Here is a 21,089-nt window from a genome sequence, read left to right as displayed (position 1 = left end):
AAACGGTCTTCATAAGTCTGATGAAGACCAAAACCCAAAGCATGAACGAAGAAAACGGTCCTCATAAGCGGGATGAAGACCAAACCCAAAAGCATGAACAAGGAAAACGGTCTTCATATCCCCCATGAAGACCGAAATCCTATACAATCACAAAAAAATGGTCTTCATCAAAATAAAATGAAGACCATCACCAAAAAAACAATATAACATGATCTACTTCAATCCCAATCAATCGTTACTAATTCGACCATATCTTCAATCCATCGTATCCATCAAAAATCCTGCATCCTTCAAAGCCAATTCTGCTTCATCCAGCGCTTTTTCCGATGTTGCACTTAATGTATGAAGATGAATCCCATTTGTAAGCTCCAACAAATACGAAGCTTGGGTTTCTCTTACTTTTTTCATAAATTGCTTCACTTCTTTGCGATTGGATACCAAAATGGAAGCCGTTAGGTCACCGTATACAGGATGTTCGATTTTCACATCTTTCACCGTTACCCCATGGTCAACAATCAAGTTTAATTCTTCTTCTGTCCGCCCTGGTGGATGATTGCAGGCAACGGTTCGTTCCACACGGGAGATAGGAGTTTTTGGTTGAATATAAATATAGCCTTGACTGGTTGCAATAATTGGTTCATTTCTCGCCTTCAAGATCGATATATCCCCGACAATGATTTGTCTGCTGACATTGGTTTCAGCTGCTAACTCATTTCCCGTTAATGGGGCATCTGACTCTTTTAACCGTGATAAAATAAAATCTCGTCTCTCATCCGCTGTTACTTTTTTCACTTTTGCATTCCCCCTAAAAACCTTACCTTGCCCCTTCAATAACTCCGATTAAAGCTTGAGCCAATTCGCTCAATTCTTGCTCTGTTGTATGATCTCCAAATGAGATACGAATAAATTCTTTGCCAATCTTTTCAGGAATTTCCATGGCGACCATTGTTTTTGATGCAGACTGCAATCCAGTTGAACAGGCACTTCCTGTCGAGATCGCAAAACCAAGTCGATTGCATTCAAGCATGACCCATTGACCTTCTAGTCCATGTAATCGTAAACCAATCGTATATGGAATCTGCTCATCTCCGCTACCGCCGTAAACCGTAATGGTATCCTTTTCTTTTTCTAAAAGGGATAAAAAGCTCTTCCGCAATTGATTAGCTTCCTCTAAGCTTTCCTTTAGTTCCAAGTGGCAGCGTTGAGCGGCTACCGTCATTGCTGCAATCGCTGGAACATTCACCGTTCCCGGACGAAAGCCATTTTCATGAGACGTTCCTGGATAAAACGGCTTCCACGCTAGTTTTGGGTTTACATAGGCAATGCCGATTCCTTTCGGTCCATAAAATTTATGAGAGGAAATCGAAAGACTATCAATCAATGGAGTGATCGGTTTGAGATCCATTTTGGCAAAAGAATGGACCGTATCACAATGGAAGAGAATTTCCTTTTCTTTACACCATGCTGCGATTTCTTGTACGGGCTGGACTGACCCAATCTCGGAATTAGCATGTTGAATGACAATTAGTACCGTATCTTCCCGTGTGGCGGCCTTTAATTTCTCTACATCAATTCGTCCCTGTTCATTTAATGGTAATAGGGTGACTTCATAATTTTGTTGAGATAAAGAATTCAATGTGCTACGAATTGAGCCATGCTCTGCTACACCTGAAATAATATGAAATCCTTCTTTCTTCTTCGCTGAAAGCAAAGCCTGAATCCCTAGGAAATTACTTTCAGAACCACCACTTGTAAAATAAATTCCACTAGATTCTACCCCTAGCATTCCCGCAAATTCCCTACGGCAGTTCTCTAGTAAATCCTTTGCTTGGGTCCCCATATCATGAAGACTTCCTGTATTTCCAAAATAGGTCGTGGCTGCCTCCATGTAAACCTTCGCTGCTTCCGAATCAAGTGGAGTACTTGCCGCATAATCAAAATAATTCACTAATTTCACCAACTTCTTTTATTTTCACTACTTACAGTATAGACAAATCGATAGATACTTTGCTAATTCAAGCAACCAAATCTATGGAAATTCTAAAAAAGTACTTGTCAATAGTTTAAATCTATGTAAATATAGGTGTCAAGACACCTGTTAACTTCATTCAGCAAAACTTCTCCATATACACATGTGCGAGATGAATATAACAAACCTCTCTGATTCATTGAGGGTACAAACCCGGGCTGAATGTAGTTAGCCTCCGGCGGATGTCTGGATTTTTATCGGGCGAGCTCCATACGGACAGCACATCCATGTCAGGTGATACATTCGGATGTGGCGATTTGAGGCATGATAAAAATTCGGACGCACAGTTGACGGAGCGAATTTGATTCCTAGAGAGGTAGATGATCGTAAAATGAAAGCAAATGTTATCATCATTGGAAGCGGAATTGCAGCCTTACAGTTGGCAAAAAAATTACGTCATGATTTAAATGTGATTATTCTCACAAAATCACAAGTGACGACTAGTAATTCGTATTTAGCTCAAGGGGGCATTTCGGTTGCTTTAGCTGCCCGTGATGACCCATATAAACATTATCAAGATACATTAGAAGCGGGTCGTTACCATAATAACGAAAAAGCTGTAAGAGAAATGACAAAAGAGGCACCTTCTTTAATTAAGGAACTGATAAGTGAAGGAGTTCCTTTTGACCGTGATGAATCAGGAGAAATAAAATTAGGTCTTGAGGGTGCGCATAGTGAAAATAGAATCATTCATAGTGGTGGAGATGCAACAGGTAAAAATGTCATTGACTTTTTACTTTCCCAGACACATCATATCAAAATCGCTGAGAACATGACAGTGTATGACCTATTAATTGAAGATCAGCGCTGTGTTGGCGTGAAAGTCAAAGATTCAAACGGAAAACCCCTTTCAATTTTCGCTGATCATGTTGTCATTGCAACAGGCGGGGTTGGACAGATATATAGTTTTACCTCAAATGCTGATACTGTTACAGGTGATGGAATCGCTCTAGCCTACCGTGCTGGGGCAGAGCTGGCGGATATGGAATTCATTCAATTTCATCCGACACTTCTGTTAGCAGATGGAAAAGGGGCAGGTCTTGTTTCAGAGGCTGTTAGAGGAGAAGGGGCAAGACTTCGAACAGATGATGGAACCTACATTATGGAAGAGGTTCATCCTTATAAGGATTTAGCTCCTAGACATGTCGTTTCACAAACCATCTACCAAACAATCAAAAATGGAAAGTCTGTTTATTTAGATATTTCATCAATTAAAAACTTTGAAACTCGTTTCCCGACTGTTGCTTCGATTTGCAGAGAGAACGGGATTAATATAGATACTGGAAAGATTCCTGTTGTGCCAGGATGCCATTTTTTAATGGGCGGAATCAAAACCGATGTAAATGGTCAAACCACAATACCGGGACTTTATGCAATTGGAGAAGTAGCTTGTACCGGTATACATGGTGCCAATCGATTAGCAAGTAATTCTTTACTCGAGGGCTTATATTTCGGGAAAAGACTAGCGGATTTCATTAATGATACACCGACTGAGGCTCAGTATCGATATATGACATTAAATCATCCGAGAAAGAAACGTTCACAGTACAACTTGCCTGAAATCGTAGATATTAAAAAAAGCATGATGGAACGAACAGGGATTTCACGTCATCAAGAATCACTTGAAAAACAACTGAGCTACTTAGAAAGCTATCAAATCGAAGAGTGGCTAGGTGCAGATTTAGATGATTTACCGTTAGAGGATACTCAAAAAGTATTCATGCTAATTAGTTCATGGCTTGTCACAAAAGCGGCTTTACAACGAACAGAAAGTCGTGGCGGACATTTACGCAGAGATTTCCCTCAAGAGAATCAGGAATGGGAGAAAGCACAAATTATTTTACAGTTAAAGGGTGACCGAGTTGAACCAATTAAAATTAAAATCACAACTTGAGCAATTTTTTATAGAGGATATCGGGGATCGAGATTTATCGAGTGAAACGATTTTTGGAAAAGATGAAAAAGGACAAATTAAATTTGTCGCAAAGGACAACGGGATTTTTTGCGGTGAAGATGTCATACGCACAGGTTTCCCTATGCTTGACCAAGAGGTAGTGGTGGAAATCAGTGTGAAAGATGGAGAACGCATTGAAAAAGGACAAGTCTTTGCTACTGTAAGCGGAAAAGTGTCAAGCCTTCTTCAAGGCGAAAGAGTCGTGTTGAATTTAGTTCAACGAATGAGCGGAATTGCAACTGCAACAAACGAAGCCGTTCGCATTTTAAACAGTCAACATACCAAAATAACGGACACACGAAAAACAACACCAGGATTAAGGATGATGGAAAAATATGCCGTACAATGTGGAGGTGGAGTCAACCATCGTTTTGGTCTATATGATGCCGTTATGATTAAAGACAACCATATCTCCTTTGCGGGTTCCATTACAAAGGCAGTTGAAAAAGTTAGATCCCAAATTGGCCATATGGTCAAGGTGGAAGTGGAAATTGAAACAGAAGATCAAGTAAAAGAAGCGGTTGCGGCAAAAGCAGATGTGATTATGTTTGATAATCGAACACCAGATGAAATCAAAGAGTGGATTGGACTTGTTCCTGAGGGCATTAAAACCGAAGCATCAGGTGGAATTTCTTTAGATAATTTAGCGAGTTATCGTGATACAGGGGTAGATGTCATTTCACTTGGAGCACTTACACATACGGTTAAAGCCCTTGATATAAGTGTGAAAGTTGTAATTGGCTAGATTATAGATTAATGGGGGAGAGCAGAAAATGAGTATTTTACAAACAATGGCGAATAAATTGATTCCAGATATATACAAGAAAATGTCTACAGAAGAGCTAGAAGACCGAGTTCAAGCCGTAAAAACAAGATTAGGCAGCCGTTTATTTATACCTGGCCATCATTATCAAAAAGACGAGGTTATTAAATTTGCAGACGCAAAGGGGGATTCCCTAGTATTAGCCCAGCTATCTGCACAAAATAAAGAGGCCGAGTTTATAGCTTTTTGTGGCGTTCACTTTATGGCAGAAACAGCAGATATTTTAACAACAAACGAACAAAAAGTTTATTTGCCAGATATGCGTGCCGGCTGTTCAATGGCGGATATGGCTGATATTCATCAAACCGAGCGTGCATGGGAAATCTTAATGGATACGTTTGGCGATACGATCTTACCATTAACATACGTCAACTCAACGGCTGCGATTAAGGCGTTTGTCGGAGAACATGGGGGTGCAACGGTTACTTCTTCAAATGCTGAAAAAATGGTATCTTGGGCATTCGAGCAAAAAGAACGTATTCTATTCTTACCGGATCAGCATTTAGGTCGTAATACAGCTTTCAATTTGGGGATTCCATTGGAGCAAATGGCGATTTGGGACCCGATCCAAAACAAACTCGTGTTTGAAGGTAAAGTTGAAGATGTAAAAGTCATTTTGTGGAAGGGACATTGCTCCGTGCATGAAAACTTTACAGTCGCTAATGTGAAGGATGTTAGAGAAAAACACCCTGAAATGAAAATCATCGTTCACCCTGAATGTTCACATGAAGTAGTTGCTTTGAGTGATTTAGCCGGATCTACTAATTATATTATCAATGCTATAGAAAAAGCAGAACCAGGTTCACAATGGGCAATCGGAACAGAACAAAATTTAGTCAACCGAATCATTCAAGAACATCCTGATAAGCATATCATTTCCTTGAACCCATACATGTGTTCATGCTTAACGATGAATCGGATTGACCTTCCGCATTTAGCTTGGAGCTTAGAGTCAATCGAGAAAGGGGAAACTCATAACATCATTAAGGTAGATCATGAAGTGGCACAAAAAGCAAAGCTTGCTTTAGACCGCATGCTACAAAATTAATGTAAGTCGTGATAAAGATAAATTTGAATTTCGAACTACTATTGATTGAAGTGTAAGAACCGAAATCAATCAAACAATCCAGTTTAATAGAGCGGAATAAAAGAGGAACACCCATCGTCAGCTGCATTTTTTGTAGCTGGCATTTTTTTTGAAGATTGTCCGCAACATAATCTAATTGTCCTTTGCATAAGTTGTTATGTAAAAAAGAATAGCAATTTGCCTAATACAACATAGAATGTATGGACTTATGCACAGGAGGGGAAATCAGAGTGAAAATCCATATCGTACAAAAAGGGGATACTCTTTGGAAGATCGCCAAGAAGTACGGCGTGAATTTTGAAGAGCTGAAAAAAATAAATTCCCAGCTCAGCAACCCTGATATGATTATGCCCGGTATGAAAATTAAAGTCCCAACATCTGGTGGAAATATAAAAAAAGAAACGCAGATGGGGGCCGGCGGAGCAAAAATCAATATGGGTTCTCAGAAAGAATCGCCAATTAAAGAACAGCCATTTGTAAAAGAAAAGCAAATCGTAAAAGAACAACCCAAATTTAAAGAAGTACCGATTAAAGAACAACCAAAAGCAAAACCGGTTAAAGAGCAACCTGTTAAAAAGGAAGCACCGATCATTATAGAAACACCGATTGTTAAAGAAGTACCAAAAAAAGAAGCTCCAAAACCCAAAATGCCTCCAGTAGTAGAAAAACCAATGATAGAAAAACCAATAGCAAAGAAGCCTATAGCAGAAAAACCAATAGCAAAGAAACCTGTAGCAGAAAAGCCTGTAGCAGAAAAACCAATAGCAAAGAAACCTATAGCTGAAAAGCCTATGGCTAAGAAACCTGTAGCTGAAAAGCCTATGGCTAAGAAACCTGTAGCTGAAAAGCCAATTGAGCAAGCAAAGAAGCCTTTCGTTCCAAAAATGCCTCATATTCCGAAAATGCCTCAAGCAATTATTCCTGAGGTTGAAATGAACAACTATTTTATGACGAATATGGCTAATATGAATATTCAAGAACAACCAATTATTCCACCAGTGCCGCCAAAACTAGAGAACAAACTTCCAAATATACAACCAATAAGTGAGGAAATCCCACAGCAAAAAATGCCGACTAATAAAATGCCATTTCAAAAGGCGCCTCAAAAGATGCCATCTGATGATTTTGGACCAACAAAAAAAATACCTGGAATGGTAGGGGGGATGACTCAACCAATGAATCCATATATGCCTCAAATGCAACCGTCATTTAATCCGTGTGGACCTATACAACCATATCAAGATCCATGTTATCAAAGTCCACAAGCAATGCCTTATTCACAAGTACCAGGCGGATATATGCAGCCAGTACAAGGACAATCGTTTCCACAGGTGCAAGGGGCTTATATGCCACCAATGCCACCGATGCAAGCAATGCCATATCCGAATGTACAGGAAGAATATATGTCACCACCAATGCAAGGGCAGCCATTTCCGCAAGTTCTAGGTTCCAGTGTACCTGCATCACCAATGCCATATCCAGAAGTACAAGGAAGTTATTCACCAGAGTCACCAATGGAATATCCATTCATGGAAAATCCTTATGCGTCCGTTAGTATGATGCCAGGTGTATGGGATGAAGGATTTGAAGAATCTTCACCATTTATGGGACCTCAACAAACGTTTGCAGGGGGAGATGCTGTTCCAGGACCTTATTACGGGGCACCTGTAAATCCATTTGGAAACCAAGAGGTTCAAGGGGTTAGTATGGGAGCCGCACAACCATTTCCCCCAACTCAAATGCCAGCAGCAACCCATTATCCATACTATCCACAGCAGAAAAAAGATTGTGGCTGCGGAGGACCAAAAGCTCCTCAAGCTAGCGGATATGGAGTTCAACCTGGATTTCAACAACCGATTGCACCAGGATACGGTATGGAAGGGGGATATTTCCCAGCTCCCGGATATGGTACAGGAGGTGGTTATCCCCCAGCACCACAAGGGCTTGGAATGAGTGGAGGATATGCCCCAGCACCACAGGGTTTCGGTGGTTTTAACCCTGAACCATATGGTCAAGGATTTGGGTCAGGACCTATGTCAGGTGGTTATGCTCCAATGCCTCAACAATCATTTGATTACGGTTATGGAGGGCAGCCATACCCGCCGACTTTCACTGGTTATCCGGGCGTTCCAGGAGTTCCAGGAGTTCCAGGAGTTCCAGGAGTACCAGTACAACGAGATGAGAACGATGAATCGATTGAATAAGATTGGAGGAGACGAAGAATTTAATCATCGTCTCCTCTCTTATTTAAAAAAGCAACTTTCGACGAACATTCAACAATTTACACACATTAAGAAGAATGTTTATTTTATAAAAATGGAAGATGGAACACCCATTATCGTAAAAGGTTTTTCCTCAAGGCGCAGTTTGTTAATACAGGATGCATTTACCTCATCCTTAAAAAAGAATCATTTTCACTCCACTTATATGTTTTATCAAGGAATGACTAGTCTACAATTTAATAAAAAATATTATGGACTACTCGAGTATATTAATCCGAGTAAACAGCGCTTTCTATACAATAGTATGGAAAATTGTCAAGAAGCAATGTCGTTGCTTCAAAAGTATCATCAAACATCCAAAAAATTAGTGGGAAGCTATCGACGACTATTACCTAGTTTTGACCTCCAAAATAAATGGGAGGAACGCTTTTTTTTATTTTTAAAAAACGAAGACATTCTTTCTTATTTTATTCCAAGGGAGATCGTTTCCGAGCTGATTTCTTGGGCTGAATGGTCGCTTAAAGGATTGAAAAAAGAAAAAGAATCTCTTTTTCGTCAACCTGTTGTGATTTTGCATGGAGATGTAGCCCATCATAATTTCCTTCGAAAATCAAATGGCGACTTATATTTAATCGATTTTGATTTAATTAGTGTAGGACCAGTTTTTGCGGATTATGTACAATATGCAAATCGAATCCTGCCTTTTTTGAATTGGTCGCTCCCAGCTCTTAATGAATTTCCAATTATACAACCTTATTTTCAGCAAAAACTGTTTTTGTATGCTCTCGCCTATCCAACTGATATCTTTCGAGAATGGAATCGCCTTATTAAAGAACAATCTCACCAAGATTTAAATAAAATTCGGAATACTCTTCAGTTAACCTTTAGTCAATTTGATCAAAGACAGGAGTTTGTTCGTGAACTTATGCGAATAGTTAAATGATGTCGAAATTGGAGGCAACTGACAGGATGAAATGGTTCCATCTGTCATACTCTAAACATGAGCATATATAGATGCTCGAGTTTGATATAGAGAGGTGGAACCTAGTTGCGACAACATCGAAAAACGTGGCTCCTCTGTACCTTATTGAGTATTGGATTGGCTGGTTGTGGCACAAACGACGAAGCGGCCAATAACGGGAATAGACAAGAAAATGATATGATGCGAATTGGTTATTATTCCAATGAATCCCATGATAACAATGGTGGAAATGTAAGGATATTAAATGGTAATGATAATGATGGTCCAGCAACTGAGATGCTAGACCATACATTAGGTCAGGAACGTGGTTCGGAAAAAAATAATAATGGTCGTCGAGGAGCAAACATTCAAACCCAATATGATGACCCTTTAATTGGTGCGAATGATCGTAATTATCACGGTCACTTATCGAATGCGCAGAATCAAACTGGTAAGAAAGTCTATAATCGCGAAAACCAAGGGAACTTGAGCAAAGAAATCACTCAAAAAGTAAGACAAGTAGAAAATGTGAAAGATGCAGAAACGATTATTACCGAGCAGAGGGTATTAATTGGCGTTCTTCTTGAAAAAAATGAACTGGTTGATGAAACAAAGAAAAATATTCAAAATGCGGTTCAACCACAATTAAGGGGAAAACAAGTTCAAGTCTTTACAAATGAAAGTCAGTACAATCGAATCAAAGTCATGAATAATGATTTGAAAAACGGTGGACCAACTAAAGAAATCGAAGCGGAAATAAATAACATATTTAATAGGGATAACCGATAAAAACGGGGGTGAAGTATCCCCGTTTTTTTGTATTTAAATTTTCAAATATATAGTTTTAACGAAAATTAGGATAAGGAAAATAAAAAATGGTCACAATAGGAATGTAATAGAGATGTATAATCTCTAGTGTTTTGATTTTAATAAAAGAGGTGATCGTCTATGCAAACGGAAGGTTTCATTCATACTATTATTCGTACGATTATAATATGGATACTTATATTAGTAGGATTCCAGTTTGGAATACAGCACCATGCGTTTGCGGAAACGGGAACAATTGAGGAAGAGAAAACCCCGATTACAGTTGACGTTCTTTTAAAATGTCTGTATATGGATGGAGAAATCAGTGAAGAGACGGTCACAGAAACAATCTACTCAATGGAGAATTTTTGGGCAAAGTATGAGGACTGGCAATTTATTGGTATGGAAAATAATAAAATGGTCTTTCATAAGAAAGCTGATGACATTTCCCCGTTATTAAAGGCAAATGGATATTTTGGTGTTACGGATGATGGAATTTTAACGATTTTTAATGGCAGACCCTATAAATCTCATATCATTCAATCTTTCTTTCAAATTGATGTAGGTAAATTAGAAAGTAGGAAACGCGAAGAATTAAAAAATGGCATTCGAATCAAAACAAAAGATCGATACGTAGAAGTATTAGAAACCTTTAAAACATACTCAAAAGAAAAACAAGCAAATTAAAAAAGAACCGATCAATCGGTTCTTTTTTGGTTTTGATCAAACGGTTTTCATCCCTGAAAAACTATTGTATGATAAGGTGAAACTTAAATCAGTGGTGGTTTTCCAATGATAGGTAGTTCTTTATTTTAGGACATTACGGGCAGTTATATCCCACTAAGAGTAGAATTTGTGATACTCTTAAATATTAGGGTGGGATTTTACTGCCCATTATGACGTGGTAAAATGATGAACAGTGATTTATGAGGAGAGAAGAGAAATTGTACGAATTTATTAAAGGGAAAGTTCAATATATTCATCCAGAATACATTGTCATTGAGAATAATGGGATTGGTTATCAAATTACCACTCCCAATCCATATTCCTATACGAATGATTTTGGGCAAGAGAAAATTATTTACACGTATACCTATGTTCGTGAGGATATTTTTGCTCTTTATGGTTTTCAATCTAGAGAAGAGAAGCTGCTTTTCACGAAATTATTAAGTGTAACGGGGATCGGTCCTAAAGGAGCTCTAGCCATTCTAGCTTCAGGTGAACCAGGGCAGGTCGTTCAAGCTATTGAAAATGAAGATGAGGCATTTCTCATAAAATTTCCTGGAGTAGGAAAGAAAACAGCAAGACAAATAATTCTTGATTTAAAAGGAAAGCTTCCAAATATACTACCAGATTATTTTCCTAACTTATTTAACGCAGATCAACAAAAAGAGTTAGAGTCTGGGAATGGGGATTTTGATGAGGCAGTTCTAGCCTTACTGGCACTCGGGTATTCAGAAAGAGAAATTAAAAAAGTTTCAACACAATTAAAGAAAGAAAACCTATCAACCGATCAGTATATAAGAAAAGGGTTACAGCTTCTACTTAAATCCTAAGGGGTTTGTTTCGAAAATAAAATTTGGGGGTGCTGCCCAAAATGGATGATAGAATTATTTCAAGTGAAGCCGGCTTTGAAGAAGAATCGTTTGAAACGAGTCTTCGTCCGACCAGCTTAAAACAATATATTGGTCAAGATCAGGTGAAGGAAAACTTGACTGTCTTTATTGAAGCGGCCAAGCTCCGTAGGGAAACCCTAGATCATGTTCTTCTTTACGGTCCACCCGGTCTCGGAAAAACAACCCTCGCCATCATTGTTGCCAACGAAATGGGTGTTAATATTCGCACAACATCTGGTCCAGCTATTGAACGCCCAGGAGATTTAGCGGCTATTTTAACCACACTTGAACCAGGGGATGTTTTGTTTATTGATGAAATCCATCGCCTTCCAAGAGCCATTGAAGAAGTATTATATCCAGCCATGGAAGATTTCTGTCTTGATATTGTCATAGGAAAGGGAGCAGAAGCGAGGTCTGTAAGACTTGATTTGCCGCCCTTTACTTTAATTGGGGCTACAACAAGAGCCGGTTCTCTATCTGCTCCATTGAGAGATCGGTTCGGCGTACATGCCCGCCTTGAATATTACACAAACGACCAATTACAGGATATTGTCATTCGTACTGCTGAGGTATTACAGACTGAAATTAATCCGAGGGCTGCTGCTGAAATTGCAAGCCGTTCTCGCGGAACCCCGAGGATTGCCAATCGCTTGTTAAAGCGAGTCCGTGATTTCGCGCAAGTATTAGGAGATGGCACCATTGATGAAAAAATTTCGAATAAATCATTAGAGCAGCTTCAAGTTGATCGTTTAGGGTTAGACCATATTGACCATAAATTATTAAGAGGGATTATTGAGAAGTTTCGTGGTGGACCTGTTGGACTCGAAACCATCGCGGCAACGATTGGGGAAGAATCACATACGATCGAAGACGTTTATGAGCCATATTTGTTACAAATTGGATTTTTACAACGGACATCTAGAGGAAGAATGGTGACTCATTTAGCTTACCAACATTTAGGAATGGAGGTGCCTGGTAAATGACCGGAATTGGAAAAATGTTAATGCTCCTTGGTGTAGTGATTTTTATTATTGGATTACTGATGCAATTTATTCAAATTGGAAAGCTACCAGGGGACCTTGTATTCAAAAAAGGAAATACAACCTTTTATTTTCCAATTATGACCTCCATTATTTTAAGTGTTGTGCTATCGTTAATCTTTTACTTCTTAGGGAAGTTTCGTTAAACCGTATAGAATTGTGGGTGACAGGATTGAAAGTAGATTTATTTGATTTTGATTTACCGGAAGAATTAATTGCACAGACACCACTTGAAGACCGGTCAAGCAGCCGGTTAATGGTGTTAAATAAAGAAACCGGAGATATCGAACACAATGTTTTTAAAAACATTAAAACGTATTTAAAAGAAGGGGACTGTCTTGTTCTAAATGACACGAAAGTTCTACCTGCTCGACTTTTTGGTGAAAAAGAAGAAACAGGTGCCAAAGTAGAAGTTCTACTATTAACGCAAAAAGAAGGTGACACATGGGAAACCCTTGTTAAACCGGCAAAGCGAATAAAAAAGGGAACAAAAATTCACTTTGGTGAAGGGCTATTAACAGCTGTTTGTATGGAAGAGCTTGACCATGGTGGTAGAATTCTTGAGTTTCATTATGAAGGGATTTTTTATGAAATCCTTGACCGTCTTGGGGAGATGCCCTTACCCCCTTATATCAAAGAACAATTAGACGACCAAGATCGTTATCAAACGGTTTATGCACGGGAGAGAGGTTCAGCAGCTGCACCGACAGCAGGTCTACATTTTACAGAGGAACTGTTGAATGAACTAAAAGAAGCTGGTATCCAGATTGCTTTTATCACCCTTCATGTGGGACTTGGGACATTTAGACCGGTTAGTGTAGATGACATAGACGAACATGAAATGCATTCGGAATTTTATCAAATGACAGAAGAAACGGCTGATATATTAAATGGTGTGAAATCATCGGGTGGTCGAATTATTTCTGTTGGCACAACTTCCACTCGGACCCTCGAGACGATTGCTTCGGCATGTGATGGAAGATTCAAAGCGATGAGTGGATGGACCAATATCTTTATCTACCCGGGATACGAGTTTAAAGCGATTAATGGGTTAATTACAAACTTTCATCTTCCGAAATCGACATTGATTATGCTTGTTAGTTCTTTAGCTGGTCGAGATCATGTATTACATGCTTATAACACCGCTGTAAAGATGCGTTATCGCTTTTTTAGTTTTGGGGATGCTATGCTTATCATCTAGTCTTTTGTGTTTTATTTTGAAAGGAGTATTTTCTTTGGCTGCAATAACATATGAATTAATTAAAACATGTAAACAAACAGGTGCAAGACTCGGTCGTGTTCACACCCCGCATGGCTCATTTGAAACGCCTATTTTTATGCCGGTAGGTACTTTAGCTACGGTTAAAACGATGTCACCGGAAGAACTAAAAGAAATGGGCGCAAAAATTATCTTAAGTAATACATATCATTTGTGGTTACGACCAGGTCATGATATTGTAAAAGAGGCCGGCGGATTGCATAAATTTATGAACTGGGATCGTGCCATTCTTACTGACTCTGGTGGTTTCCAAGTGTTCAGTTTAAGTAAATTTCGTAAAATTGAAGAAGAAGGTGTCCATTTCCGTAATCATTTAAACGGAGATAAACTTTTTCTATCGCCTGAGAAAGCAATGGACATTCAAAATGCCCTTGGGTCCGATATTATGATGGCGTTTGATGAATGCCCGCCATATCCAGCCGAATATGATTATATGAAAAAGTCAGTGGAAAGAACGTCAAGATGGGCGGAGCGTTGCTTAAAAGCACACCAACGACCAGAAGATCAAGGATTATTTGGAATTGTTCAGGGCGGTGAGTACGAAGCCTTACGAAAGCAAAGTGCACAAGATCTTGTATCAATGGATTTTCCGGGTTATGCGATTGGTGGTCTTTCCGTAGGAGAGCCAAAGGATGTTATGAACCGAGTGTTAGAATTTACAACACCATTATTGCCGGCTAACAAGCCGCGCTATTTAATGGGGGTCGGTTCACCAGATTCCCTAATCGACGGAGCTATACGAGGAATCGATATGTTTGATTGCGTATTGCCGACCCGAATTGCCAGAAATGGAACGCTAATGACATCCAATGGTCGATTAGTTGTCAAAAATGCGAAATATGCAAAAGATTTCGGTCCGATTGATGAGAATTGTGATTGTTACACTTGCCGTAATTACAGCCGTGCCTACATTCGCCATTTAATTCGTTGTGATGAAACATTCGGAATTCGATTAACATCTTATCATAACTTACATTTTCTGATAAAATTAATGGAACAAGTCAGACAAGCGATTCGAGAAGATCGTTTGGGAGACTTTAGAGAAGAATTTTTTGAGCAATATGGCTTTAATATGCCAAACGCGAAAAACTTCTAAATTCCTATAAAGTTAACGTGAAAGGAGGAGAAAGATGGAAGGTTTACTGGGTACTTTAGGACCGATTATTTTAATGTTTGTATTATTTTATTTCCTTTTAATTCGCCCACAGCAAAAAAGACAAAAGCAAGTGGTGTCGATGCAAAACAGTTTGCAAAAAGGTGATAAAGTAGTTACAATCGGCGGCCTACATGGAATCGTTGATGCTGTAGATGAGGGTAAAATTGTTATTAAATGTGGAGATGGAAGTCGTCTTACATATGACAAATCAGCAGTACGTGAAGTGGTAGAGTCTGCTCAAGGTTAATACAAATAAAAAACAGAAGGCGGGATAATCGCCTTCTGTTTTTAATTGTTTCTAGATTTGCCACTCATGTTAACGCCAAGAATCCCACCCATCATACAGATTAAAATATAACAAACATGATAGATGATTTGCTCGAAACTAAAGAGCCGATCAAGACCTAAAAATTGATAAAAAAAGACAATCAGCGAAAACGCAAACCCCGTTAAGCCTCCTAACAACCAGCCCTTCTGTTGCCCTTTTCCTCCAGCCATAAAACCACCGGCAAATAAGGCTATAAAAGAGATAGCTGTAATAATGTATTGAACAGATGATTCTTGTAGGGATGTAAATCTTAAAATAAAGGCAAATATAATACTGCTAATGATCGCTATAATAAAAATTGTAAGCATCCCATATAAAATGGCACTTCCTAACTTTTTTGACCCTTCGATCGCAAACCTCTCCCTTCAGATCTTCTTTGTACATGCTTATTCGTCCAACCTCAAATATAGAATCAATACTTTTTGGTTTCATAAAAATCTTAATCCTGCACAAACTAACAGGTGATTATCTTAAGGGGGCAAAGTGAAATGGATAGTCTATTTACGATGTTGTGGCGTACAATCATTATGTATTTGATCATTTTAATTGTGTTTCGTTATATGGGAAAAAGGGATATTGGTGAATTAAGTGTCTTTGACTTAGTCGTCAATATTATGATCGCTGAAATGGCTGTAATGGCGATTGACGATTCAAATACAATGACGATCCATTATATTGTTCCGATAGTAGTATTAATGTTTATTCAAATTTCAACAGCAAGAATGTCTTTAAAAAGTAAAAAGTTTAGAGACTTAATCGATGGCTCCCCAACCATTATCATCAATCATGGTAAAATTGACGAACACGCGATGCGTAAGCAACGATATAATTTTGATGACCTACTTCAGCAACTTCGTGAAAAGGACATTCGCAACATTGCCGATGTGGAATTTGCCATTCTAGAACCCTCTGGAAAATTATCAGTGTTGAAAAAAGAACTAAAGGGTAGAGATTTAACGTTGCCTCTTATTATTGATGGTGTCATTCAAAAGGATCATTTAAAGCGAATTCAAAAGTCTGAGGATTGGCTGTTGCAAAAATTAGAGGAAAAAGGATATAAAAATATTAGTGACATTTCTTTCTGTAGCTATCAGGACAGAGAGTTTTACATTGATGAGAAAAACTTATAAACGTCAAAACGATGACATTTATTTTTGTCATCGTTTTGATGTTGAGTGGGGTTGTCCAAATATCGCAAACTTTGCTAAAGTTGGACCAATCCATGGAATTCTGTTTAATTCATCCTTGTGAAGCAATCCAAGTAGCAAGACAAGGATCAGATAGATCAAACTAACGGCTAATGCCACAACAATAACCTTTATAACGAGTGTTTGATTGTTTGGCAGGATTTGAAATACCCAATGACCAAACCAGCCCGAAGCCAGTATTACCAGGATTGTTTTTACATAGTCACGGATATAAAAAGTAAAGGAAATGGATTTGATAATGGTTGCAAAATGAAGAAACGTGACTAAAACAAAGCCCACTAATAATCCTATTGCCACTCCATTGATCCCAAAAGTAGGCTGACTTGCTAATAGGAAAATCACAGTGGTTTTCGCAACGGCCCCAATTAGACTATTAATCATTGCAGATCTTGCTAGATTTAACGCTTGTAAGGTGGCTTGCAAGGGTGCTTGACAATAATATAATAGGAAAAACGGAGCCATTAGTTTAATAAATTGTGCCCCACTTGTAGAACCATACATGACTTCCATGATCGGATCGGCTAGGATGTATAAAACCACGATAGCTAGTCCACCTGAAATAAAGACAAAACGAAGGGCTTGTTGGAGCCGATACTCTACTAATCGCATATTGTTTTGTGAATTGGCTTCACTAATGGCTGGAACGAGTGATGTCGATAACGAATGTGTCACAAAAGATGGGAGCATAAGCAATGGGAGTGCAAATCCCGTTAGTGCCCCGTACTGCTTTGTTGCCATAGAAGTAGCAACTCCTGCTAAAGCCAGTGCATGGGCAACGACAATCGGTTCGAAAAACCATGAAAGCGAACCAATCATTCGGCTCCCGGTAGTCGGCAGGGCGATACTCATGAGTTCTTTAAAGGTGTTTTTTCCAGATTTAACATAAGAGAAAAAATTCTTTCGTACAGGAAACCTCTTTTTTAATTTAAACGTTGTTACTAAATAAAGAAGGGATGCTAACTCACCAATTACAGATGAAAACATAGCAGCGGCTGCGGCATATTCGATTCCATAGGGCAAAAAGGCTCTTGTTAAAAAAGCAATTAAAGCTATGCGGACAACCTGTTCAATTAATTGGGACAAGGCTGCTGGTTTCATATTTTGTTTGCCTTGGAAATATCCTCTTAAAACAGATGATATCGCAATCACAGGCACAACAGGTGCAATCGCCAGTAAAGGATATAAGGTTCTCTCATCTGTGAAGAGCGTTTGCGCTAACACTGGGGCTAAAAAGAACAAAAGTGGGGTAAAGATCACCGAAAGAGTAAGCGTCGTTGCTAATGAAACGACTAGAATCTTTTTGACTTTGCCTTTATCCCCAATCGCTTCGGCTTCTGCTACGTTTTTCGAAATGGCAACAGGCAATCCAATTTGGGTGATGGTAATGGCTAAAATAAAGGTCGGCATCGCCATCATATAAAGACCAACGCCTTCTTCCCCAATAAAACGGGCGATTACAATGCGATTGATAAAGCCTAGTACTCTTGTGACAAGCCCTGCTGCTAATAAAATCATCGTCCCTTTTAAAAACTTAGACACCTGCATTCTCCTGCCTTCTCAAAAAAGGTAAAATAATATACAATTATTTATATGCTTACAGGTGGACAAAGCATGACTACGAATTTTAACTTACATTCAGTAATGTTTTTTTTACTGAAAGCTTGCGACAGGTACAACGGTTTACCACTTTTTAAAAGTGGTGAGGTAAATGCCAGCTTTTATCAATTTAGTGTGGTTCAAACTCTGGCTTATTGAAATTAAGCCTCCGGCGGATGTCTCGGATTTTTTAATGGTAACTTCTCGAGCAAGATGAGGGATTACATCCGGACGCAAATTCGACGGGCGAATTTGATGATGGGGAGGGGCTAATAATGGACATTAGCCATAAGGATGAAAGCCTTTATGAAAAGGTGAAGCCGGTATTGCAAAGCAAGGTTGAGGAATTTACGTTATTAGGCTATGATTCAGTAACAGAAAAGGATATTTGGGATTACTTAGTCAATAAAACGTGGAAAAAGAAAAAAGAGGTTCCGATGTTATATGAAGTTGTTCAAAGTATTCTCACCCTGAAAATTGGAGATTTTATGAATTACCAGAGAGTTGAAGCATTGAAGGATACAAGTTTTTCTTTGGAAAATGAAGAAGACCGTTTAGAATTACTAAAGTAGTGAAAGTAGTTTAGTTGTTGTTTTTGGTTTCAGCACTAAGGAGGAAAATTACATAATGATAAAAAGAAACAGAATCGTAGCCTTTGTTATTTTTATTGTCGTTATGGGAGCGGTAATGGGAACGACGACAAAGGACATTGTCAATAACATTAAGCTTGGCCTTGATTTGCAGGGTGGGTTCGAAGTTCTATATGAGGTAAGCCCCGCAAAAGAAGGACAAGTTATTGATCAGAATGCGCTCATTGCCACAGCAGAGGCATTGGATCGCCGAATTAATGTACTTGGAGTTAGTGAACCTAACATTCAAGTTGAAGGCGATAATCGGATTCGAGTCCAATTAGCCGGTGTAGAAGACCAAAACGAGGCAAGGGAGATTCTCTCAACTGAAGCCAACTTAACCTTTAGGGATGCCAATGACCGTTTAATGATGGATGGCACAGACCTTGCTGAGGGTGGTGCTCAACAAACCTTTGATGAAAATGGGCAACCGATTGTTTCGCTAAAATTAAAGAGTGCTGAAAAATTCAAAGAGGTGACACAAGAAATCGTTGGAATGGCACCTAATAACTATTTGGTCATTTGGTTGGATTTTGAGGAAGGGGTAGACTCTTTCCAGGAAGAAATTACGAAACCAGCTCCAAAATTTGTTTCAGCTCCGACGGTTAATGAAGTGTTTAGCCAAGATTCGGTATCGATAACAGGGCGTTTCACAGTGGATGAGGCAAAAAGTCTAGCCGATATCTTAAATGCAGGTGCACTGCCCGTCCAGCTTGATGAAATTTATTCGACTTCAGTAGGAGCTCAATTCGGAGAGCATGCGATGCAACAAACCGTTTTTGCGGGATTGATCGGGATTGCTGCCGTATTCTTGTTTATGATTTTCTACTATCGTTTACCAGGTTTTATTGCTACCATTACGTTAACTGTATATTTATTTTTAACATTAACGGTTTTTGATTGGGCGAATGTTGTTTTGACTCTTCCGGGGATTGCGGCATTTATTCTCGGAGTTGGTACTGCCGTTGATGCGAACATTATTACCGCTGAGAGAATTAGAGAAGAAATCAGGGTAGGGAAATCGATTAAGTCTGCCTTTAAGGCTGGAAATTCAAACTCAATCTCTACTGTTACGGACGCCAATCTTACCCTGCTTTTAGCAGCTGCTGTCCTATTCTATTTCGGGACTAGTTCGGTAAAAGGATTTGCGACAAGTTTAATTATTGGAACATTGGGCAGCTTTATTACAAACGTTTATTTGTCTAGATGGCTGTTAAGTTTATTTGTAAATAGTGGTTATTTTGATAACAGACCAGGTTGGTTTGGTGTGAAAAAATCGGCGATTCATGACCTAAAAGAAAATGTAGATACATTAGATCTATCAACTAAATTTGATCGCTTTGATTTTGTTACAAAACGCAAAAGATACTTTGCCATTTCGGGAACATTATTGATTGTTGGAGTAATTGTTTTACTGGTGTTTAAGTTGAATCTATCGATTGATTTCACACAAGGAACCCGTATTGAAATTTTAGCGGACAAAGCCATAACATCTGAAATGATCTCTGAGGACTTGGAACAACTAGGTGTTACAACAGATGATATTGTCATTTCTGGAGAGGATCGAAATATCGGCGTAGCTAGAACATCAGATGTGCTTTCTCAAGAGGATATTTCAGCGTTAAAAGCTCAGCTTAATAAGAAATATGGTACAGACCCGAGTGTTAGCTCTGTAACGCCAATGGTTGGTAAAGAGTTAGCCAAAAATGCGCTAATCGGGTTGCTCATTACATGTCTTGGATTGATTGTGTTCGTGTCGTTTCGATTTGAATGGCGAATGGCCATCCCAGCTGTATGTGGCTTGTTGTTTGCGGCATTTTTTGTTATTCCGTTCTTCAGTCTAACTCGATTAGAGGTAGATTTAAATTTTATTGCAGCCTTGTTAACGGTCGTTGGTTATTCCATTAATGATACCATTGTTACCTTTGATCGAATCAGGGAAAATATGCAACGTCGGAAGAGAATCAAGAACGCACAAGAAATTGTCGATATCGCCAACACGAGTGTTCGTCAAACGTTAGGAAGATCCGTCAATACGGTGTTAATGGTAACCATTACGGTTGTTGCTTTAATGATTTTTGGGAGTGAGTCGATTCGCTCCTTCTCGGTTGCATTAACCGTTGGTTTAGTCGTTGGGACTCTATCTTCTATTTTCATCGCAACACCGCTTTGGGTCGTCATGAAGCAAAAAGAGTTGAAGAATAAAGGTGTTCTAATTACGTATAAAGAGAAAAAGGTTCGAACAGATGAACCAGTTGTATAAGAACAGGAAAGGGCTGCAGGAAATTTCTGCAGTTCTTTTTGTTATTGCGGATTTGAATGAGCCCTGAAACGTAATACAACCATTTTTCCAG

20 protein-coding genes are annotated in these 21,089 nt (G+C 38.9%); 16 read left to right on the top strand and 4 right to left on the bottom strand.

All coding sequences use genetic code 11. The features are described 5' to 3' along the window. Positions 1-255: 255 nt before the first annotated feature. Entirely contained in the window at positions 256-792 is a 537-nt protein-coding gene (locus Q5760_RS19425; RefSeq protein ID WP_428909256.1) for a transcription repressor NadR, read from the bottom strand. A gap of 22 nt (positions 793-814) precedes the next feature. Then, positions 815-1,957: an IscS subfamily cysteine desulfurase gene (locus Q5760_RS19420; RefSeq protein WP_428909255.1), complete on the bottom strand. Its 1,143-nt coding sequence runs from the start codon at positions 1,955-1,957 to the stop codon at positions 815-817. A gap of 403 nt (positions 1,958-2,360) precedes the next feature. Here Q5760_RS19420 and nadB point away from each other — a divergent pair, with 403 nt between their 5' ends. The 13 genes from nadB to yajC all read left to right on the top strand — a co-directional run bounded on the left by nadB (position 2,361) and on the right by yajC (position 15,221). Continuing rightward, complete coding sequence (gene nadB, locus Q5760_RS19415; protein WP_428909254.1) at positions 2,361-3,923, top strand: L-aspartate oxidase; 1,563 nt, start codon at positions 2,361-2,363, stop codon at positions 3,921-3,923. Further along, positions 3,892-4,728, top strand: coding sequence for a carboxylating nicotinate-nucleotide diphosphorylase (gene nadC / locus Q5760_RS19410; protein ID WP_428909253.1), 837 nt, complete (start codon positions 3,892-3,894; stop codon positions 4,726-4,728). The genes nadB and nadC overlap by 32 nt, the downstream gene beginning before the upstream one ends. Positions 4,729-4,756: 28 nt before the next feature. Continuing rightward, positions 4,757-5,854, top strand: coding sequence for a quinolinate synthase NadA (nadA, locus tag Q5760_RS19405; protein WP_428909252.1), 1,098 nt, complete (start codon positions 4,757-4,759; stop codon positions 5,852-5,854). A gap of 269 nt (positions 5,855-6,123) precedes the next feature. Further along, positions 6,124-8,097 (top strand): SafA/ExsA family spore coat assembly protein, encoded by a 1,974-nt coding sequence (safA, locus tag Q5760_RS19400; protein ID WP_428909251.1) that lies wholly within the window; start codon positions 6,124-6,126, stop codon positions 8,095-8,097. Further along, positions 8,081-9,058 (top strand): phosphotransferase, encoded by a 978-nt coding sequence (locus tag Q5760_RS19395; RefSeq protein ID WP_428909250.1) that lies wholly within the window; start codon positions 8,081-8,083, stop codon positions 9,056-9,058. The genes safA and Q5760_RS19395 overlap by 17 nt, the downstream gene beginning before the upstream one ends. A gap of 105 nt (positions 9,059-9,163) precedes the next feature. Continuing rightward, positions 9,164-9,865 carry a YhcN/YlaJ family sporulation lipoprotein gene (locus Q5760_RS19390; RefSeq protein ID WP_428909249.1) on the top strand — a complete coding sequence of 234 codons (702 nt, stop codon included), beginning with the start codon at positions 9,164-9,166 and terminating at the stop codon, positions 9,863-9,865. A 159-nt stretch (positions 9,866-10,024) separates the two neighbouring features. Then, complete coding sequence (locus Q5760_RS19385) at positions 10,025-10,570, top strand: BofC C-terminal domain-containing protein (protein WP_428909248.1); 546 nt, start codon at positions 10,025-10,027, stop codon at positions 10,568-10,570. 257 nt (positions 10,571-10,827) lie between these two features. Then, entirely contained in the window at positions 10,828-11,439 is a 612-nt protein-coding gene (gene ruvA / locus Q5760_RS19380) for a Holliday junction branch migration protein RuvA (protein ID WP_428909247.1), read from the top strand. A gap of 41 nt (positions 11,440-11,480) precedes the next feature. Beyond that, positions 11,481-12,482 (top strand): Holliday junction branch migration DNA helicase RuvB, encoded by a 1,002-nt coding sequence (ruvB, locus tag Q5760_RS19375; protein ID WP_428909246.1) that lies wholly within the window; start codon positions 11,481-11,483, stop codon positions 12,480-12,482. Continuing rightward, positions 12,479-12,685, top strand: a complete 207-nt coding sequence (locus tag Q5760_RS19370; protein WP_428909245.1) for a DUF2905 domain-containing protein — start codon at positions 12,479-12,481, stop codon at positions 12,683-12,685. The genes ruvB and Q5760_RS19370 overlap by 4 nt, the downstream gene beginning before the upstream one ends. Before the next feature lie 26 nt (positions 12,686-12,711). Then, positions 12,712-13,740 (top strand): tRNA preQ1(34) S-adenosylmethionine ribosyltransferase-isomerase QueA, encoded by a 1,029-nt coding sequence (queA, locus tag Q5760_RS19365; RefSeq protein WP_428912640.1) that lies wholly within the window; start codon positions 12,712-12,714, stop codon positions 13,738-13,740. Positions 13,741-13,774: 34 nt separating this feature from the next. Then, positions 13,775-14,914 (top strand): tRNA guanosine(34) transglycosylase Tgt, encoded by a 1,140-nt coding sequence (gene tgt / locus Q5760_RS19360; RefSeq protein ID WP_428909244.1) that lies wholly within the window; start codon positions 13,775-13,777, stop codon positions 14,912-14,914. A 34-nt stretch (positions 14,915-14,948) separates the two neighbouring features. Beyond that, positions 14,949-15,221 (top strand): preprotein translocase subunit YajC, encoded by a 273-nt coding sequence (gene yajC, locus Q5760_RS19355; protein WP_428909243.1) that lies wholly within the window; start codon positions 14,949-14,951, stop codon positions 15,219-15,221. A 41-nt stretch (positions 15,222-15,262) separates the two neighbouring features. Here the strand turns inward: yajC and Q5760_RS19350 are convergent, their stop codons facing one another. Next, positions 15,263-15,652, bottom strand: coding sequence for a TIGR04086 family membrane protein (locus Q5760_RS19350; protein WP_428912639.1), 390 nt, complete (start codon positions 15,650-15,652; stop codon positions 15,263-15,265). 138 nt (positions 15,653-15,790) lie between these two features. Here Q5760_RS19350 and Q5760_RS19345 point away from each other — a divergent pair, with 138 nt between their 5' ends. Next, entirely contained in the window at positions 15,791-16,432 is a 642-nt protein-coding gene (locus Q5760_RS19345) for a DUF421 domain-containing protein (protein ID WP_428909242.1), read from the top strand. Between the two features lie 27 nt (positions 16,433-16,459). On the opposite strand, the gene spoVB is transcribed toward Q5760_RS19345, so the two are convergent. Next, positions 16,460-18,049, bottom strand: coding sequence for a stage V sporulation protein B (gene spoVB / locus Q5760_RS19340; RefSeq protein WP_428909241.1), 1,590 nt, complete (start codon positions 18,047-18,049; stop codon positions 16,460-16,462). A gap of 332 nt (positions 18,050-18,381) precedes the next feature. Here spoVB and Q5760_RS19335 point away from each other — a divergent pair, with 332 nt between their 5' ends. Continuing rightward, positions 18,382-18,678: a post-transcriptional regulator gene (locus Q5760_RS19335; RefSeq protein WP_428909240.1), complete on the top strand. Its 297-nt coding sequence runs from the start codon at positions 18,382-18,384 to the stop codon at positions 18,676-18,678. Between the two features lie 55 nt (positions 18,679-18,733). Further along, a complete protein-coding gene (secDF, locus tag Q5760_RS19330; RefSeq protein WP_428909239.1) occupies positions 18,734-20,998 on the top strand; it encodes a protein translocase subunit SecDF in 2,265 nt (754 codons plus the stop codon). The last annotated feature ends 91 nt before the right edge of the window (positions 20,999-21,089 follow it).

This window comes from Niallia sp. Kr1, from assembly GCF_050389805.1.
Classification (GTDB): domain Bacteria; phylum Bacillota; class Bacilli; order Bacillales; family Cytobacillaceae; genus Bacillus_BD.
The sequence above is the reverse complement of the archived record's forward strand: the minus strand, read 5'-3'. Positions and strand labels throughout refer to the sequence as shown.

Bases quoted from the DNA above. Each gene is read 5' to 3' on its own strand.
- secDF (WP_428909239.1), top strand. From the start codon at position 18,734: ATGATAAAAAGAAACAGAATCGTAGCCTTTGTTATTTTTATTGTCGTT.
- Q5760_RS19385 (WP_428909248.1), top strand. From the start codon at position 10,025: ATGCAAACGGAAGGTTTCATTCATACTATTATTCGTACGATTATAATA.
- nadA (WP_428909252.1), top strand. From the start codon at position 4,757: ATGAGTATTTTACAAACAATGGCGAATAAATTGATTCCAGATATATAC.
- ruvB (WP_428909246.1), top strand. From the start codon at position 11,481: ATGGATGATAGAATTATTTCAAGTGAAGCCGGCTTTGAAGAAGAATCG.
- yajC (WP_428909243.1), top strand. From the start codon at position 14,949: ATGGAAGGTTTACTGGGTACTTTAGGACCGATTATTTTAATGTTTGTA.
- Q5760_RS19335 (WP_428909240.1), top strand. From the start codon at position 18,382: ATGGACATTAGCCATAAGGATGAAAGCCTTTATGAAAAGGTGAAGCCG.
- Q5760_RS19345 (WP_428909242.1), top strand. From the start codon at position 15,791: ATGGATAGTCTATTTACGATGTTGTGGCGTACAATCATTATGTATTTG.
- nadB (WP_428909254.1), top strand. From the start codon at position 2,361: ATGAAAGCAAATGTTATCATCATTGGAAGCGGAATTGCAGCCTTACAG.
- Q5760_RS19370 (WP_428909245.1), top strand. From the start codon at position 12,479: ATGACCGGAATTGGAAAAATGTTAATGCTCCTTGGTGTAGTGATTTTT.
- Q5760_RS19395 (WP_428909250.1), top strand. From the start codon at position 8,081: ATGAATCGATTGAATAAGATTGGAGGAGACGAAGAATTTAATCATCGT.